The 16,846-nt window shown below is 51.2% G+C and carries 15 protein-coding genes; 4 read left to right on the forward strand and 11 right to left on the reverse strand.

All coding sequences use genetic code 11. From position 1 onward, the window contains the following. Nucleotides 1-9: 9 nt before the first annotated feature. Genes AF331_RS20600 through AF331_RS20630 form a run of 7 tightly spaced genes read right to left on the reverse strand, consistent with a single transcriptional unit; the run spans nt 10 to nt 6,884 of the window. Entirely contained in the window at nt 10-1,623 is a 1,614-nt protein-coding gene (locus tag AF331_RS20600) for a peptide ABC transporter substrate-binding protein (protein WP_053429855.1), read from the reverse strand. A 21-nt stretch (nt 1,624-1,644) separates the two neighbouring features. Then, the gene (locus AF331_RS20605; protein ID WP_053429856.1) at nt 1,645-2,592 is read right to left on the reverse strand and encodes an ABC transporter ATP-binding protein; all 948 of its coding nucleotides are present in this window, start codon (nt 2,590-2,592) and stop codon (nt 1,645-1,647) included. Then, the gene (locus tag AF331_RS20610; RefSeq protein WP_053429857.1) at nt 2,592-3,608 is read right to left on the reverse strand and encodes an ABC transporter ATP-binding protein; all 1,017 of its coding nucleotides are present in this window, start codon (nt 3,606-3,608) and stop codon (nt 2,592-2,594) included. Before AF331_RS20610 ends, AF331_RS20605 begins: the two co-directional genes overlap by 1 nt. Before the next feature lie 13 nt (nt 3,609-3,621). Next, a complete protein-coding gene (locus AF331_RS20615; protein ID WP_048004636.1) occupies nt 3,622-4,563 on the reverse strand; it encodes an ABC transporter permease in 942 nt (313 codons plus the stop codon). A gap of 1 nt (nt 4,564) precedes the next feature. Continuing rightward, nucleotides 4,565-5,491 carry an ABC transporter permease gene (locus AF331_RS20620; protein WP_053429858.1) on the reverse strand — a complete coding sequence of 309 codons (927 nt, stop codon included), beginning with the start codon at nt 5,489-5,491 and terminating at the stop codon, nt 4,565-4,567. A 31-nt stretch (nt 5,492-5,522) separates the two neighbouring features. Continuing rightward, nucleotides 5,523-6,371, reverse strand: a complete 849-nt coding sequence (locus AF331_RS20625; RefSeq protein ID WP_053429859.1) for a M55 family metallopeptidase — start codon at nt 6,369-6,371, stop codon at nt 5,523-5,525. A 21-nt stretch (nt 6,372-6,392) separates the two neighbouring features. Next, the gene (locus AF331_RS20630; protein ID WP_235576453.1) at nt 6,393-6,884 is read right to left on the reverse strand and encodes an Lrp/AsnC family transcriptional regulator; all 492 of its coding nucleotides are present in this window, start codon (nt 6,882-6,884) and stop codon (nt 6,393-6,395) included. A gap of 152 nt (nt 6,885-7,036) precedes the next feature. On the opposite strand from AF331_RS20630, the gene AF331_RS20635 reads away from it, so the two are divergent. The 3 genes from AF331_RS20635 to AF331_RS20645 are packed head-to-tail and all read left to right on the forward strand — an operon-like array spanning nt 7,037 to nt 10,780. Further along, nucleotides 7,037-8,173: an amidohydrolase gene (locus AF331_RS20635; protein ID WP_053429860.1), complete on the forward strand. Its 1,137-nt coding sequence runs from the start codon at nt 7,037-7,039 to the stop codon at nt 8,171-8,173. 31 nt (nt 8,174-8,204) lie between these two features. Further along, nucleotides 8,205-10,169, forward strand: coding sequence for a S9 family peptidase (locus AF331_RS20640; protein WP_053429861.1), 1,965 nt, complete (start codon nt 8,205-8,207; stop codon nt 10,167-10,169). A 14-nt stretch (nt 10,170-10,183) separates the two neighbouring features. Then, nucleotides 10,184-10,780 carry a pyroglutamyl-peptidase I gene (locus AF331_RS20645; protein WP_053429862.1) on the forward strand — a complete coding sequence of 199 codons (597 nt, stop codon included), beginning with the start codon at nt 10,184-10,186 and terminating at the stop codon, nt 10,778-10,780. A 48-nt stretch (nt 10,781-10,828) separates the two neighbouring features. Here AF331_RS20645 and AF331_RS20650 read toward each other — a convergent pair whose 3' ends face one another. Then, complete coding sequence (locus AF331_RS20650; RefSeq protein WP_053429863.1) at nt 10,829-11,536, reverse strand: hypothetical protein; 708 nt, start codon at nt 11,534-11,536, stop codon at nt 10,829-10,831. A 193-nt stretch (nt 11,537-11,729) separates the two neighbouring features. After that, nucleotides 11,730-13,085, reverse strand: coding sequence for an FAD-binding oxidoreductase (locus tag AF331_RS20655; RefSeq protein WP_053429864.1), 1,356 nt, complete (start codon nt 13,083-13,085; stop codon nt 11,730-11,732). 149 nt (nt 13,086-13,234) lie between these two features. Between AF331_RS20655 and AF331_RS20660 the strand changes: the two genes are divergently transcribed. Beyond that, on the forward strand, nt 13,235-13,750 hold the full coding sequence (locus AF331_RS20660; protein WP_053429865.1) for a ClbS/DfsB family four-helix bundle protein: 516 nt from the start codon (nt 13,235-13,237) through the stop codon (nt 13,748-13,750). Nucleotides 13,751-13,795: 45 nt separating this feature from the next. Here the strand turns inward: AF331_RS20660 and yiaA are convergent, their stop codons facing one another. Then, nucleotides 13,796-14,266 carry an inner membrane protein YiaA gene (yiaA, locus tag AF331_RS20665; RefSeq protein ID WP_048004613.1) on the reverse strand — a complete coding sequence of 157 codons (471 nt, stop codon included), beginning with the start codon at nt 14,264-14,266 and terminating at the stop codon, nt 13,796-13,798. Between the two features lie 235 nt (nt 14,267-14,501). After that, the gene (locus AF331_RS20670) at nt 14,502-16,517 is read right to left on the reverse strand and encodes an alpha/beta fold hydrolase (protein WP_053429866.1); all 2,016 of its coding nucleotides are present in this window, start codon (nt 16,515-16,517) and stop codon (nt 14,502-14,504) included. Nucleotides 16,518-16,846 lie beyond the last annotated feature (329 nt).

The raw sequence follows: 16,846 nt of genomic DNA on the forward strand, positions 1-16,846 counted from the left end.
CAGGCGTTGTTATTCTGATACTTTCTCCGCCCACTTCAAGTACGGATAACGGTTGACCGGATACACGATGTCCTTGAAGTTCTGTGCGGTCATATAGTTATTCGTATAGTGATAGATCGGGTTGAACGGTAGGTCTTCCATGAGTACTTCTTCTGCCTGATGAAGGAGGTCGTAGCGCTTCGCTGTATCCTGCTCCACTTTGGCGTCGGCCATCAGCTTGTCGTACTTGTCGTTGACCCAGTTGGTACGGTTGTTCGGGCTGTCCCCGAGGTAGTAGTCAAGGATGACGACCGGATCCACCAGGACCCCGATCCACCCCATACGGGCCATCTGGAAGTTCTTCTGCTGGGTCGTATCTAGATAGGTCTTCCATTCCTGATTGGAAAGCTTGATATCGACGCCAAGATTCTTCTTGTACATGGACTGGACGGCTTCTGCGATCTTCTTGTGGTTCTCGGATGTGTTATACGTGAGGGTCACTGCCGGCAGCTCGCTCCAGCCTTCCTCTTTCATGCCTTCTTCCAAGAGCTTTTTCGCTTCTTCAACATTCGATTCGAAATATGCTCCGCCCTGTTCACGGAAGTCGCCATCGCCTGTATCGACACCATTCGGTACAAAGGCATAAGCAGGTGTTTCACCGGCTTTCGTGACGTTTTTCGTGAGGGACTCGCGGTCAACGGCTAAAGTGAAAGCACGACGGATCTTTTCATTGGTGAACGGTTCCTTGTCCACGTTGAACATGTACATATACGTCCCGAAGTACGGTACTTCACTATATTCCTTGGAATCCTTCTCCTGGGCTACCACATCAGACGGAAGGGTCTGGATCAAATCTAATTCCTTTGTTTTGAACATCTGATAATACGTTGTAGCGTCATTGACCATTTTGTAGGTGACTTTATCAAGATTAACGACTTTGTTATCCCAGTATTCCTTGTTCTTCTCGATGACGACTTCACTGTCATGCTTCCAGTTCGTGAGCTTGAACGGTCCGTTGCTCACATACGTGTCTGCGCCTGCCGCCCAGTTTTTATTTTCTTCGACTGTATCCTTCTTCACAGGATAGAACGTCCACATGGTCAATAGTTCATCGAAGTAGCTGAGGGGAGCTTCAAGATCCACAACAAGCGTTTTTTCATCTTTGGCCGTTACGCCCACATCTTCCACTTTCCCTTTACCCTTGTTATAATCCTCGGCACCTTTCAGGTAATAAAGATAGAAAGCGAACGAACTTCCCGTATCGGGGTTCAGCACGCGTTTCCATGCATATTCAAAATCTTCTGCCGTGACATTGCTGCCGTCGGACCATTTGGCATCGTCACGGATCGTGAAGGTATAGGTTTTCCCGTCTTCTGATACATCGGCTTTACTGGCCGTTCCTAGGACCGGTTTCCCTTCTTTGTCCTTCGTATACAGTCCTTCGAATACATGGTCCATCACCCATCCGGATGTAGTATCGGTTGCAAGGGCCGGGTCGAGATCAGGCGGCTCACTCATGGCATTGACCGTGATTTCCTGTGCGACTTTTCCATTGGATCCGCTTCCTGACTCCTTGCTGCTGCAACCCGCGGCCACTAGGGCGAGGGATGTGACCAAAAGCAAACTCTGTGTCCATTTTTTCATCGGGGTTCCTCCTTCAACATTTTAATATAGATGACACGCTGTCCAGTGATTCTCTTCAACTTCCTTCCACTCCGGTACCTGCTGCGCGCAAATCTCCGAAGCATGGGGGCAACGGGTCCTGAACCGGCAGCCGCTCGGCGGGTTCACCGGGCTCGGGGGATCCCCTTCAATGACGATCTTCTCTCTTTTGGCTGCAGTTGGATTCGCAACAGGGATGGCTGAAAGCAGAGCCTTCGTATAGGGGTGAAGAGGGTTGCGAAACAGTTCGTCACTGTCTGCAAGCTCCATCATCCGTCCGAGATACATGACTCCGATACGGTCGCTGATATGCTTCACCATGCCGAGATCATGGGCGATGAAGAGATAGGTGAGCTCCTCTTCCTGCTTCAGATCCTCCAAGAGATTGATCACCTGGGCCTGGATGGAGACATCAAGTGCGGAAATCGGTTCATCGGCGACGATGAATTTCGGTTCCACCGCCAGGGCGCGGGCAATGCCAATCCGCTGACGCTGTCCACCGCTGAATTCATGAGGGTATCTCTTGGCATGCTCCGGCTTCAAGCCAACTTTTTCAAGCAGCTCATATACCCTTTCCTGACGGGCTTTTCCCCTTGCCAATCGATGAGCATCAATCCCTTCGGCAATGATATCCCCTACCCTCATGCGGGGGTTCAGGGAGGCGTGGGGATCCTGAAAGATCACCTGGATCTCCCGGTTGACCCGCTTCTTCTCCCTCTTATCGAGCTTGGTCATATCACGACCGTTATAATGAATCGTTCCTGACGTCGGCCCCTCAAGACCGACGATCGTCTTCCCGAGGGTGGACTTGCCGCTTCCACTTTCCCCGACGAGTCCGAACGTTTCACCTTTCTTGATCTGGATGGAGATATCATCGACCGATTTGACGATGGCTCCCTTTCCGATCGGATAATGCTTCTTCAGCTTGTCTACTTCTATGATGTGGGTCATCACTCTTCCCTCCCTGCGCTGACAAGTTCCGTAAGTGCCGGGGTCCTTGGGTCGTTCAGCCAGCACTTTGCTTCATGCCCTTCCCCGATGGCAAAGGCAGGGGGCATCTCCTCGACACATACCTCCATGGCATATTTGCAACGGGGGGCGAATGGGCATCCCTTCGGTGGGGAGAAAAGGTCCGGCGGCGTTCCTTCGATGGGAACGAGCCGTTCTTTTTCAGCTGCTTCAATATCGGGGATCGATTCCAGCAGCCCCCAGGTGTAGGGATGCTTCGGACGATGGAACAGCTCTTCGACGGTGGCCGTCTCCACGATCAGACCGCCATACATGACGGCTACCCGCTCTGCCGTTTCGGCCACGACGCCAAGGTCATGTGTAATGAGGATGATCGATGTACCCATGTCTTCCTTCAATCCTTTCATAAGATCAAGGACCTGGGCCTGGATGGTCACATCAAGGGCCGTGGTCGGTTCATCGGCAATCAGGATTTCAGGATGACAGGCAAGGGCGATGGCAATCATGATCCGCTGCCTCATCCCGCCGCTGAATTCGTGGGGATACTGTTCATAGCGTTCTGCAGGATTCGGGATTCCGACCTTCTTGATCATCTCGACAGCCCGCTTCCTCGCTTCATCACGTTTGACGCTCTGATGGGTGATGATGCTTTCCTCGATCTGCTTGCCGACCTTCATCGTCGGATTCAGGGACGTCATGGGATCCTGGAAGACCATGCTGATCCTGGATCCTTTGACCTTCTGCATCTCCCGTTTGGAAAGCTTCAGGAGGTCCCTCCCGTCAAACAACACTTCCCCTTGCTTGATCCGTCCCGGGGGAGTGGGGATGAGCCTCATGACGGCCTGCACCGTCACACTCTTCCCGCTTCCACTCTCCCCGACGATGGCGAGGATCTCTCCTTTATTCACGTGGAAGGATACGTCCCGCACGGCCTGGACCTCTCCTCCGTATGTTTTAAAACCGACTTCCAGATGGTTGACTTCAAGTAGACGTTCCATCCTGTTCACCTCCTTATTTATTCGATTTAGGGTCAAGTGCGTCCTGAAGACCGTCGCCAAATGCATTGAATGCGAACATGGTGAGGGAAATCATCAAGCCAGGGAAGAATAGGCGCCACCACTGACCGCTGAGGATGACACCAAGTGAATCGTTTGCCATTGTCCCCCAGCTTGCGAAAGGAGCCTGGACACCGAGCCCGAGGAAGCTAAGGAACGATTCGGCAAAGATGGCCTGTGGAATCGTGAACGTCAAGTTCACGATGATGATCCCGGCTGTGTTCGGGATCAGATGCCGCCAGATGATCTTTGAATGGGAGGTCCCGAGCTTTTCTGCCGCTAGCACATATTCCTGTGACTTCAGCTGGAGGATCTGTCCTCGGATGATCCTCGCCATCCCCACCCAGCCCGTGACGGAAAGGGCGATGATGATGGACGTGATGCCCGGTTCCATGATGACCATGAGGAGAATGACGATGAGCAGATAAGGGATTCCGTATAAGATCTCCACGATCCGCATCAGGATGCTGTCGATGCGGTCACCAACCTTACCGCGGCCTGCCATGTAGCCGGAAATCCCGCCTATGGTCACCCCGAGGATGATATCGATCGCAGCGGCAATCAGCCCGATCGTAAGGGAGACACGTGCCCCGTACCAGGTTCGAGACCACACATCCCGTCCAAGGTCGTCCGTACCGAACCAGTGATCACCGTTCGGCGCGATATTCGTTTTCTCAAGATCCTGCCCTGCTGGGTCATACGGTACAAGATGGGGCCCGAAGATACCTAATAGAATGATGACGAATAGAAGCGATAGCCCCAATATGGACATCTTGTTCTTGATCACATTCAGGAGCATTTCCTTCCATACGCTCATGCTCGGGCGTTCGGCTGCTTCCTGTTCTGTTTTGTTGGATAATGGACGGAATAGGGAGTCGTCGACTCGTTTGGCTTCCATGTTACTCCCCTCCACTCGTAAGTTTTATTCTCGGATCAATGAAACGGTAAGAAATGTCGATCAAGAACAGGGTGACCACCAAAAGGGTGCTGAAGAAGATCGTCGTCCCCATGATGACGGGATAATCCCTGTTAAAGATGCTGTCAACGAAGTAGCGACCGATCCCCGGTATGGCAAAGATCTTCTCGATGACGAAGGTACCGGTGATCAAGGCGACAAACAGTGGTCCAATGAAGGAAATCACGGGAAGGATGGCATTCCGGATCCCGTGCCGGACGACAAGCTTGGTCGTCGATAACCCTTTGGCATCGGCGGTCCGGATGTAGTTCTGGTTCAGGACCTCGAGCATGCTCGATCTCATGAACCGTGCGATGACGGCGAGTGGCGTCGCAGCCAGTGCCAGTGACGGAAGGATGGAGTGCTGCCAGGTCCCCCAGGAAGCGACGGGAAGAATGCCCCACTCTACTGCGAAGTATTTGATCAGCAGAGGGGCGAGAATGAAGCTCGGAACCGAGATCCCGATGATGGCGATGAACATGGACAGATAATCCAGGGCCCGGTTATGATGAAGCGCCGCCACAATCCCGAGCAGCAGACCGAATGCCAAGGCGATGACAAGCGCCTGCAGTCCGAGGAGTGCCGATGCCGGTGCTCCTTCAGCAATGATCGTATTGACTGAACGCGTCTCCGACTGGATGGAGATGCCGAGGTCAAAGGTGGCCAAGTCCTTCATATATAGAAGATACTGGACGGCAATCGGTTCATCGAGATTGTATTTTGCCCGCATATTCTGCAGCACTTCAGGGGGCAGGACATCGGCATCCGAAGCAAATGGATCCCCCGGGATCATCTTCATGATCAGGAACGTCAGGCTGGCAATGACCCAGATGGTCATCAGCATGGTGAACAATCGTTTAACTATGTACATCCACTCACCTCCAAGGTTTTTTTGTTCTGTGTCAGGCGTTCACACTGCCGAGTACACCATTGGTCGCCGACATGGCGATGATCACGCAGCCCCACATATGCTTGTAGGCCGTGACCATGTCATCACAGGTGAAGCGGATGCCCCTCGGCCCGGTCAGTTCCACTGTCGGAAGCGTCGTGGTCATCATCGCCTGCTGTGATCCCTTCAGCTCAAGCTCAAAGGTGACGGGACCTTCCACTTGCAGTGGTACGGCCTGTTTAGCTGCTTTCACGGCTTCTTCCGCTTTTTCCCGGATTTCCTTCCGTGCCACTTCAGGATGGAGAAGCTCGGCTGCGAAACGGTCAACCGCTCGCTTCGTGACGGCTGCTTTCACCGAAGGCAATGTCTCCTGCACTTCTGCGACGTATGCATCGTCACCCGAGATGAAGATGGCCGGTACGCCAAAGCTTCCTGCCACGAGAGAATTCATCTCTGTTTCCCCCACAACCTGTCCATTGATCTTCATTTCGTTTACACAAATGCCGGCAAGTGTATGGCTGATCACCGCTCGTTCCGATCCCGCTTCACGACCGTGATGGCCGACGAACATGATCCCGTCGAAGCTTTCATCCAGTCCCTCGAGCTGACACATGACCCGGTTGTTGCCGGATACGAGGGTGGCCCGGGGATCCAGTTCTTCAATCAATAGATTCGACATATTCCCGTGCCCATCGGCTACGACAACGGCCGTTGCCCCGCCGTTATATGCTCCTTCAATGGCCGCGTTCACATCGGCGGTCATCAAGTGCCGGAAGCGCTGATATTCGGAAGGTGTTTTCAGCTGTTGATTGGTTGCAACCCCTGATATGCCTTCCATGTCTGCAGAGATAAAGATTTTCATAGGAGACCCTCATTTCGTTTTTTATAAGTATTCAAACGTATTCTTGTAGTTTTCGAGCTGGATGATGGTGTTATAGGAAATCACCCCTTCGATCTTATCCATCTTGAAGATGAAGTCCCTGATGTCTTCCTGATTCTGGACGTTGATCTGGATCAGGAGGGGATACTCCCCGGAAGTGATCGTGATATAGCGTACCTCCCTGATCTGGCTGAGGGAGGTTTTCACCTTCTCGATCATCCCTTGTCCCACCTTCAGCTGTATGATCGCGCCTGCCTTTAACCCCAAGGCAATCGGATTGACGACTCCAACGACTTCAATGATTTCGTTTTGCACAAGATTTTTATACCTGAGCCGGATGGTTTTTTCTGTTACTTCCAGTTCATTTGCTATTTCAGAAAAGGGAATTCTCCCATCCCTTGATAGCATTTTGATAATCCCACGGTCTAATTCATCGATCTGATAGTCCACTTGCTTCCCTACTCCCCGAACGTATTTCTCTAACTTTTTACCCATATCAGTACAGAATGTGTAGTTGACGAACATTTACAATACTAATTTTTTGAATTAATATCGTTATAAGGAAAATTTGAGTATAGAGGGTATTATATAAAATAAATTTTCAGAAAGCAATGATAATTCTGGATAATCGGAGGGGGATTTATTTCATGATAGCTTTAACGAATGTAACAGGGGTAGACGGGACAGGAAGGGAACTGAAGGATTCCATCATTCTCATTAAAGAGGGGAAGTTCGTATCGGTGGATGCGGATTCCGTACCGGAAGGATATGAAGTGATCGATGCCGCGGACAAGTATTTCACACCGGGGCTGATCGACGTGCACACCCACCTTGGGGTCCATGAAGAGGGCCTTGGGAAAGAAGGACAGGATTTCAACGAAACAAGCTCCGCCACCACTCCGGGCGTCAGGGCGATCGACGGGATCAATCCTAAGGACCGCGGATTTGAAGATGCAAGACGGGCAGGCGTCACGACGGTTCAGGTCATGCCGGGAAGCGCCAATGTGATCGGCGGGGAAATGTGCGTACTGAAGACCGTGGGAGACATCGTCGATGAGATGGTGATCCGGAATCCATCCGGTCTGAAAGCAGCCACCGGCGAAAACCCGAAGCGATTCCACGGGGAAAAGGGGCGGATGCCCACGACGAGAATGGGCGTAGCAGGCCTCCTGCGGAAGAAATTCATCGAGGCAGAAAACTATAAAAAGAAATTATCATCAGGTGAAACCGGCCGCGATGCCGAGCTCGAACCCATCGTCAAAGTGCTGGATAAAGAGATCCCACTGCGCGTCCACGCACATCGCGCCGATGATATCGTGACGGTGCTGCGCCTGAAAAGGGAGTTCGGCTTCGATGTGACAATCGAGCACTGTACGGAAGGTCACCAGATCGCTCCGTTCATCGCGAAGCACGATGTTCGCGTGTCCGTCGGACCAACCATGACGCCGCGTTCAAAAGTAGAGCTCTCCGATAAGGGATGGAACACCCTCCTTGCCCTTGCCGAAGCGGATGTACCGTTCTCGATTACGACCGATCACCCTGTGATTGCCATCGAGCACCTCATGACGAGCGTGATCCTGGCGGTGAAATACGGACTGACAGAAGCACAGGCCATGAAGGCCATCACATCCGATGCCGCCAAGCATCTCGGCGTAGATGACCGGGTAGGGACCGTGGAAGCCGGCAAGGATGCGGATTTTGTCCTCTGGAACGGGACGCCTTTCGACCTCAGGAACCAAGTGGAATACACCTATATCAACGGAGTACGGGTTTTCGGTGAGTGACCGTACCCATCATTAAAAGGAGGACACCAAGATGACCGAAGGACTTTCATCCAGGGAGCTACTCGACTTTTCTTTCATTTCAGACCCACAGATTTCACCCGATGGGAAACGGGCCCTATTTGTCAAAAGGACCGTGCTCAATGACGAACGTTACCGGTCCAATCTGTATCATATCAACCTCGTGACCGGAGAACTTTCTCCCTTCACGCACGGAGATGCTTCCGATACGCAGCCGAGGTGGTCGCCCGATGGAAAAAGCATCGTATTCGTGTCGGACCGGTCAGGTAAACGCCAGCTTTGGCGCATCGCGGCTGACGGGGGAGAAGCAAGAGAGGTTACCTCATTCAAACATGGCGCCTCTCAGCCGGTCTGGTCGCCTGATGGAAAGAAGATCATCGTCACGGCCCCCTTACGAGAGGAAGAAGGATTGGAGAAAGCGGGAGAAAGCAAGGAAGAATCAACGCTCAAGCCTTTTATCACCACGAGCATGCAATATAAGTCCGATGCCGAAGGGTTTTCCGATGGCACCTATCGCCAGCTTGTCCTTTTAGACCTTGAAACGGGGACGGAAACCGTGCTGACGAGCGGACCGTATGACCATGGAATTCCGGCCTTCTCACCCGACGGATCCACTGTAGCCTATTGTGCCAACCGCTCTGCCGATCATGAGAGGACCTTCTTCTCTGACGTTTATGAGCTCGACTTGGAAACCCTGAAGGTGGAAACCCTCACCAGCGGAAATCTTCGTTTGCGTTTGCCGAACTATTCCCCGGACGGCGAAACCCTGTCGCTCCTCGGAGATGACATGGCATATGCCGGTTCAACGCTCACAAGGGTTTGGACGCTTGATCGAAAGACAAGGGAATTGACCTGTCTCACTGAGGAGTGGGACGTGGAATGCAGCGACGTGGCCATCAATGATATGGGGACGGGAACGGCAGGCGGTGCGGTATGGTCAAAGGATGGCCAATCGCTGTACTTCGCTGCGAGCGACCGCGGTGCCACCAACCTTTACCGCATCACATTGGAGCGTGAGATCGCCACGATCATCGATGGGAAGCGGCAGGTGTACGGCTACAGCATGGACTCAGCTCAGGACAATATCCTGTTTGCCGTCAGCCAATATGATATTCCGGGAGATCTATTTATCTTGGATTCTACTGGTGAGAAGAGACTCTCGTGGGAAAACGAGGATGCCTTGAAGGAGATCGAGCTCTCCGTTCCTGAAGAATTCCCGATTCAGGCAGAGGACGGAACAGTTCTTCAAGGATGGATTATGAAGCCTGTTGGCAGCAATGAAACATCCCACCCCCTTGTCGTGGAGATCCACGGTGGTCCCCATGCCATGTACAGCTACGGATTCATGCACGAGTTTCAGGTGCTTGCATCCAAGGGGTACGGCGTCCTTTATACAAATCCGAGGGGGAGCCACGGGTACGGTCAGACCTTCGTGGATGCCGTCCGGGGCCAGTACGGGGGAATCGACTATGAAGACATCATGACGACACTGGACCAGGCGTTAGAGGCGTTCGACTGGATCGACCCGGATCGCCTCGGTGTCACCGGCGGAAGCTACGGCGGGTTCATGACAAACTGGATCGTAGGGCAGACCAACCGCTTCAAGGCAGCCGCCACCCAGCGCTCGATCAGCAACTGGATCTCCTTCTTCGGCGTCAGCGATATCGGTTATTACTTCACGGAATGGGAGCATAAGACGACCATCCTCGAGGATCCCGATGAGCTGTGGCGCATCTCCCCCTTGCGCTATGTGAAGAACGTAGACACACCGCTCCTGATCCTTCATAGCGAGAACGACCTTCGCTGTCCGGTCGAGCAGGCGGAACAGCTGTATATCGCACTGATGCAACTGAAGAAGGAAACGCGTTTCGTCCGGTTCCCAGAATCCAATCACGAGCTGTCACGAAGCGGAAAACCGGGTCTGAGACTCATCCGCCTCGATGAAATCACCGACTGGTTCGATCAGTATCTGAAATAAAGGAGTGATGCGAGATGAACGTCTTACTCACTGGATTCGAAGCATTCCTCGGCATGGAGTCCAACCCGACTGAAATCATCGTCCGTCAGCTGGACGGATCGACCGTGGCCGGGAACACCATCATCGGCAAAGTACTTCCCGTCGACTTCACCCAGTCGGCGGGCATCCTCCTCGACGCCATCAAGGAGCATGAACCTGACGTCGTCCTGTCCCTTGGACTTGCTGCAGGAAGGAACCGCATCACCCCAGAGAGGATCGCCATCAACTGCATGGACGGGGAACCCGACAACGCAGGAAACCGATATGATGGGCAAAAAATCATCGAAGATGCTCCCGATGCGTATTTCTCGACCCTGCCCATCAAGGAATTTGAAATGGAGCTCCGCAAGCAATCACTACCCGCCGGCATCTCCAATACGGCCGGGACCTATCTGTGCAACCAGATCATGTACGCCGCCAGGCATCATATCGAAACACATCAGCTGAAGATCCGCTCAGGATTCGTCCATATTCCGGCCCATCACGGACTGGCTTTAAATAATAAAAAGCTTCCATCTTGGTCTGTAGGGGATTTGGTAGAGAGTGTGCGGGTGATGGTGGGTATTTTGTAAGATTTGTTAAACGTAAAGAGCGGGATGCTTATGTGCTCCCGCTCTTTTTTATCTCATTCGTTCTTTTTTCGGCCGGCCAAAACCTGAATACATACTCTTCAATTGTTCAGGATTTTGGAGGATATACATGTATCGATGCAGGTATGTAGCTATGTACGCCATAATCAAGATCAGTACAGAGTAAGCTGCAACCAGTACCATCATCTTAAAGGATTGCGACACGGTTAAAGAAATCAAGAATTGAGCCACGATGTATCCGATACTTGACGCAGTAATGATCGGGGACAGATTGAAGCTTGAAGGATCCTCATCCAGCCTGTCATAGGTCCCGGAATACAACATCCGGTAATTGAAGATTTGAAAAAATATGAGGGCAGCAACAAGAAGGACGGCACTGATCACAGCATAAAGCGGCCCCTCCACTCCTACATTCACATACATTAATTTTTGGGAAACGATGAAATATAGGTAAGCTACGGCGACACCCAACACACCCATGTATAAGAAATAGGATCTTTCAAACTTAAAGGGTGCCACGAGGTAGACGATCCCCCATATATGCATGAGTATGACTGGGATCATGCCCGCCCAAAAGAATCCCCTATGAAAAGGGTCACTAAGGAGAGGGAGTACCCCGAGTAAGTCCATGAATAGTAGTAGGAATACAATTACATTCTGCCGATTTTCCTTAGGGAATTGCATATGAGTCAGGTAAAAGTCGGGTAAATCTTTCTCTTGTTTTTTCGGTTTATTCACTCCAGGGTCACCTCTTATTTTGATAATCTTGTATTATATAAATGCGAATTTCCAATTTTTTAACACCTTTATCATGATTGTATCGTTTTTGGTTTCTTTTTACCAAATATCATTCCTCCCACTTCGCTACTCTCAAATCTCTTCCAAACCTCATAATCTACTCATAAAAAAGAAGCATAGAATCCTATGCTCCTCACTTCAACCCCTGCGGAAACGTAAACACATTGAACGGGTCATATTTTCGATTGATCCGGTTGAGCGCCGGGGCGTTCCCTCCAAAATACTCCCTTTCATAGTTCGGTAGATTGCTAATGGGAAAATTAACAAACGATCCCCTCGTAATGGGTTTGATGGATTGGAAACGTTCCTGGACCCATTCGCGATTGACCTTGGCAGCACAGTCGTCCGTCCAGACGGATTGTATGCCGAGGATATAGCGGGCGTCACGGAAGAAGAAGGCGGTGTCCCGTTTTCCGACGCTTTCAATGGCACCGCCCATGGCATAGAACGAAACGGCGGCGTAGACGGACCCTTCTGCGGGATGTTGGACGAGATCAGCGATATTTGACAGTTCCTTCCCTGAATAAATTCTCTGTACGAATCGACCTGTAGATTTGAATTTCTCTGATGGAGGATAGGTTGCCTCCACCTTCTTCACGGCTTCCAGGAAAGAGGATTCTTCCAGCTCTTCACGGTATCCTTCCACCGCGCTGAACGGCTGTAGGAGTGCACTCGCTTCTGCCGGTGTCCCGTAGAAGAACCCCCGCGCAAATATGCCGAGTCCTTCCCCTTCGGCGTTGTAGAAGCTTGCTACGACGGTCATGCGGGGATCGAGGTCCGGCAGCCACTTCTGCCAGATATCCATGACGTTTGCCTGTTTGTCCTTCGTGGTGCCGACATAGAAAAACTGAACCAATGTAACGGTTGGATTATGCGGTTCCGGCAGTTGGAACGTCATGCCCACCACGACGCCGAAGTTCCCGCTCCCTGCACCACGGCATGCCCAGAACAGGTCGGCATTCGTGTCCTTATTCGCCTTGATCAGCTTCCCCTGATCGTTAACCAGTTCCAATTCAACTAAGCTATCGCACCCGAGTCCAAGAAGCCTGCTCGAGAATCCCCAACCTCCCCCGAGGGTAAAGCCGGACACCCCGACCGTCGGGCATGTCCCACCGGGAAATGCATAGCCGTTGGAGCCGACTAAATCATACACGGCCGTGTTCTTCGCACCGGCCTCCATCCTCAGAAGATTCTTTTCACGATCCAGCTCGAGCCTGTTCAGACGGCTGATATCGATGACGAGGACGCAGTTCCCCGTGGAATATCCCTCATAGTGATGCCCGCCCGATCGGATGCGGATCGGTACACACCGCTTCCTCGCCCAGCGTACCGCGTTCGCTACATCCTGCTTGTCCCCGCAGTAGACGATTACAAGTGGGAATTTATTGATCGCTCGGTTCCACTCCTGGCGGGACTCTTCATATCCTGGCGTTTTCGGGGTCACAATTTCACCCGTCAGTCCTTCAAAAAACCATGATTCTAACTTCATATCTTTCACCTCTATGAATACTTACATCTATTAGTATCGTATTCACGGTTAATAGAAAGGTGCGCAGGAGAACAATTTAACTTCCTATTTTTACCTTTATTCACTGTTCATTTGATATACTGAAGAAAACCGAAAAGAGGAATTGGCCTATGACTGGTGCAGAAGGAAAAGAACGCCTCATTCTAAAGAGCGAAGAAGCATTTCAGACCCTCATGAACCTCATCACCTCCATTCCACCTAGGAAGAGGAAAGAATCCATCATCACCGATGAAAGAGACAAGAACTTCCGAGATGTCCTCATGCATCTGTACGAATGGCACAGCATGCTTGAGCGCTGGTACCGCGAAGGGATGGACGGGGACGAGCCTTCCATGCCCGCACCCGGATACCAGTGGCGGGATATCGGTGCCCTGAATCAGAAGATCTGGGATGACTATCAGGAGGTTCCCTTGAATAAGGCCATTAAAAAGGTCACGAAAAGCCACACGCGGGTGATGGACCTCATCAACAGGCACTCAACAGAGGAAATCATGACGAAGAAATACGTTAAGTGGACGAAAACGAGTCATCTCTATAGTTATTTTGCAGCGAATACATATAAGCATTATGAGTGGGCGATGAGGAAGTGTGAAAAGATGGCTTCAGAAATGGAGGGTCAACCGTAAGGACAGAAGAAAAAAGCCGGCACTCCAATGAGTACCAGCTTCCCATCAATCCCGGTCCCTTGCCTGCTGGGTGTCCCGGATATTCTTCTGGATCGTGATGGCTGAAAACAGGCTCAGCACGAAGGCCATGGCATAGAAGCCTTTTTCGCTGAGGATGATGCTTCCCGCGTTGTAAAGACCGATTCCGACGAGGGCAATGGCGATAATCATTGCTACCCAGCTGAGGCCGTAGTAGATGCCTGAGACGGGAATGTCTTCTTCTTTATCTCGTACCGCTTTTTGCAGGGATACTGCAGAGTACAGGCCGAAGATGAGGACAGCGAAGTAGTACCCTTTCTCATTGAGCTCCATACCGGCGTTGAAAAGGCCGATCAGGTAAGCGCCTAGTCCGATGATGAGGGCTGCCCAGCTCGCGCCTTTAAACGCAGCAGTAGGTTCCCCTTCCTTGCGTTCCACCTTTGGCTTCGGCTTCTTCTCCTCGTTCTGTACAAACGGGTTATCATTCAAGTCTGCCATTCGTTTCTCTCCTTTTATAAAAGCATGATAAATGCGTATTCCAGAACATATTATAGCAAGTATTTTACATAAATTGTTTAAACAGGGGACAATTCGTGACTTTTGATGTGCCCTTATTTAGGATATTCTCTTGCTTCCTTGTTCTAGTACCTTATTTTAGCAATTGGTAAACCTTTACTTGATTCAAAAGTCCCCCTGATTCCGAAATGGATTCAGGGGGACTTTTGTGAGAACCTTATAAAATGGTATACAGCGTCGTATTGGCCACCGTGATCAAGGTGATGAGCACGGTATTGAGGAACGCCCCGACATAGACGTTACCGGTCTTGCGGTAGAAGTAGCGATTGAAGATCGATGCCACAAGCAGGACGGGTACGAGTCCGATCACGATGATGGAAGATAGTGATTCAGATGGGTATCCGGCTGTTCCTGTGGTGAACAACAATCCGTATTGATACACAAGGTACAGGATCAAGCCCCCGATGAAGTGGAGGGCAGAGATCACATATCCCTTGAATCCATCGTACTTGGTGGTTGCCGTATTCATATTCACCGACAAACCGACGATGAAGTAGTAAATGAAGAAGAGCGGCGCATATTTGAGAAGGGCGAAGAGATGATGCCCTTCAAACGTCTTCACGGCCACCGTCCAAATACGGAAGTCGACCTTGAAGATCCCATCGATAAGGTAAAGGATCCCGTAGCCGATCCCGACAGCGATGAGGACGGTGACAAGGGAAGCCACGACCGATTTCACACTTGCTCTCACGCCATAGCTTGCGATGGTAGCACCCTCAGGTTTTTTTGAGATATAGTGATACCCGATCATCATCATAAGGGTGATCAGTGCCACATTAATGGCCCAGTAGAGGATCGGATTCACAGTTGGTGCACCGAAGAACTGCGTCGTTTCCGTTAGCTTACCTTGGTAGCGTAGGAAGACGTATTGGATGATGCTCAACACCAGCATGATCGGTGCAAGCACGCCCATGTTGCGATCCGTCTTTTTCATGGCTGAGGCAATGACCCCGATAGCAGACAGGGCGATGAGGACCATACTGATCTGCCTTAACAGCCTCATACCGGATACATCACCGCTATAGAGCGCCGAGAAGAAGAGGGCTGGGAATAAACCGCCGATTACGACTAGGATCAATCCGGCGACCTTTGCCCCGTTCGACGTTGGACCAGGCAGCGGTTCCGGGAATTTCGTCCTCACATTCTTCAGGAACGGAAGTCGTGAAAGGAGCGAAATGAGCGGCACGAACAATAGGAAGAATCCGACCAGGGCGACGAAAGAGAACCACTCTTTGTACATCCAGCTTTGCCCTGACGTGTCGTTCAACGTATCGCTATAGTCTGCGAATGCCTTGCTGTAGAAATCGATGGCATATCCCGTTGAGGTCTTGGAGAAGTGATTCCAAGGATGGGTCTCATTCGGTTCATAAATGACCCTTTTACCACCGTTCACATCGTAGATCTTCCCTGCCTGTGGAGAGCTTGGATCACCGACGAAGCTCTTTCCTTCCTCCGTATTGATGTAATCCTTCTTCACGACGGATGCCCCGGCAGCAGTCGCATCGGCATCGAAGAAGAACTCATCATACTTTCCGGCAACCTTCCCTGAGAATCTTGGTCCATATGACTGATTGATGGCCTCAAGGCTGTACTCCATCGTCTTCAGCCACTGATAATCAGACCCCATGGTAAGGGAGCTGAAGATTTTCCTGACTCCTGTCTTCTGGAAGTCGGCTTCATCGAGCATCACGGCATGCGTCGAGGAGAATCCACCCATGGAGTGCCCCGACACGGCGATGATCCCATTGCCTTCACCATCCTTCAGCACGAAGTCCTGATCATACATATATTGCACAGCATCATACATGGAAAACGGCCAGAACGAGAAGAACGGAACCGGCTTTTCCATTGTACCCGTCGAATGCCCGTGATCATATTGATCGAGGGCAAGGACCACATAGCCACGCTTCGACATTTCAATGGCCTGGGCATCCTGCATCTCGGCAGAGTTCAAATATCCATGGGTCGCGACGATAGCAGGCCGTGGATTTTCATCCGCCCCGTCAGGCTTATACAGCAGCCCTGACAGTTCACCCCTTGGCGTGTCAAAGTAGATGCGCGACACATCGACCTTGCCGTTTGAATTATTGAAACGGGATGCTCCCACGCTTCCAACGAGAATCAATACCAGTGACACGAGCAACAGAACGACGGTTTTCTTTGATTTTCCCATCTTATCCCCCTGTGAAGTTTTATTTCTATATTTATTCCGATATACGAAATATTAGCCCATACCCAGCGAAAAAAAGACACACCAAGCCCCCTTGAATACGGAATTCAAGGTCCTGAATGTGTCTCACGGTCTCCTCACGGCGTATCAACTTGAAATTAATTCTATACCCGAAAGAAAACGCTGTCAATAAAAATGGTAACTTTTAACCCATTACGTTTTACCTGCAAACCTGTTAAAATGCACACTAACTGGATCCAAATTGGGGCAATGAAAGGGCCAGAGCGCCCGGTTCCCTTGCACTTTTCCTGTAGAACCATTAAAGTATATAC

Source organism: Rossellomorea marisflavi (assembly GCF_001274775.1).
GTDB lineage: Bacteria > Bacillota > Bacilli > Bacillales > Bacillaceae_B > Rossellomorea > Rossellomorea marisflavi.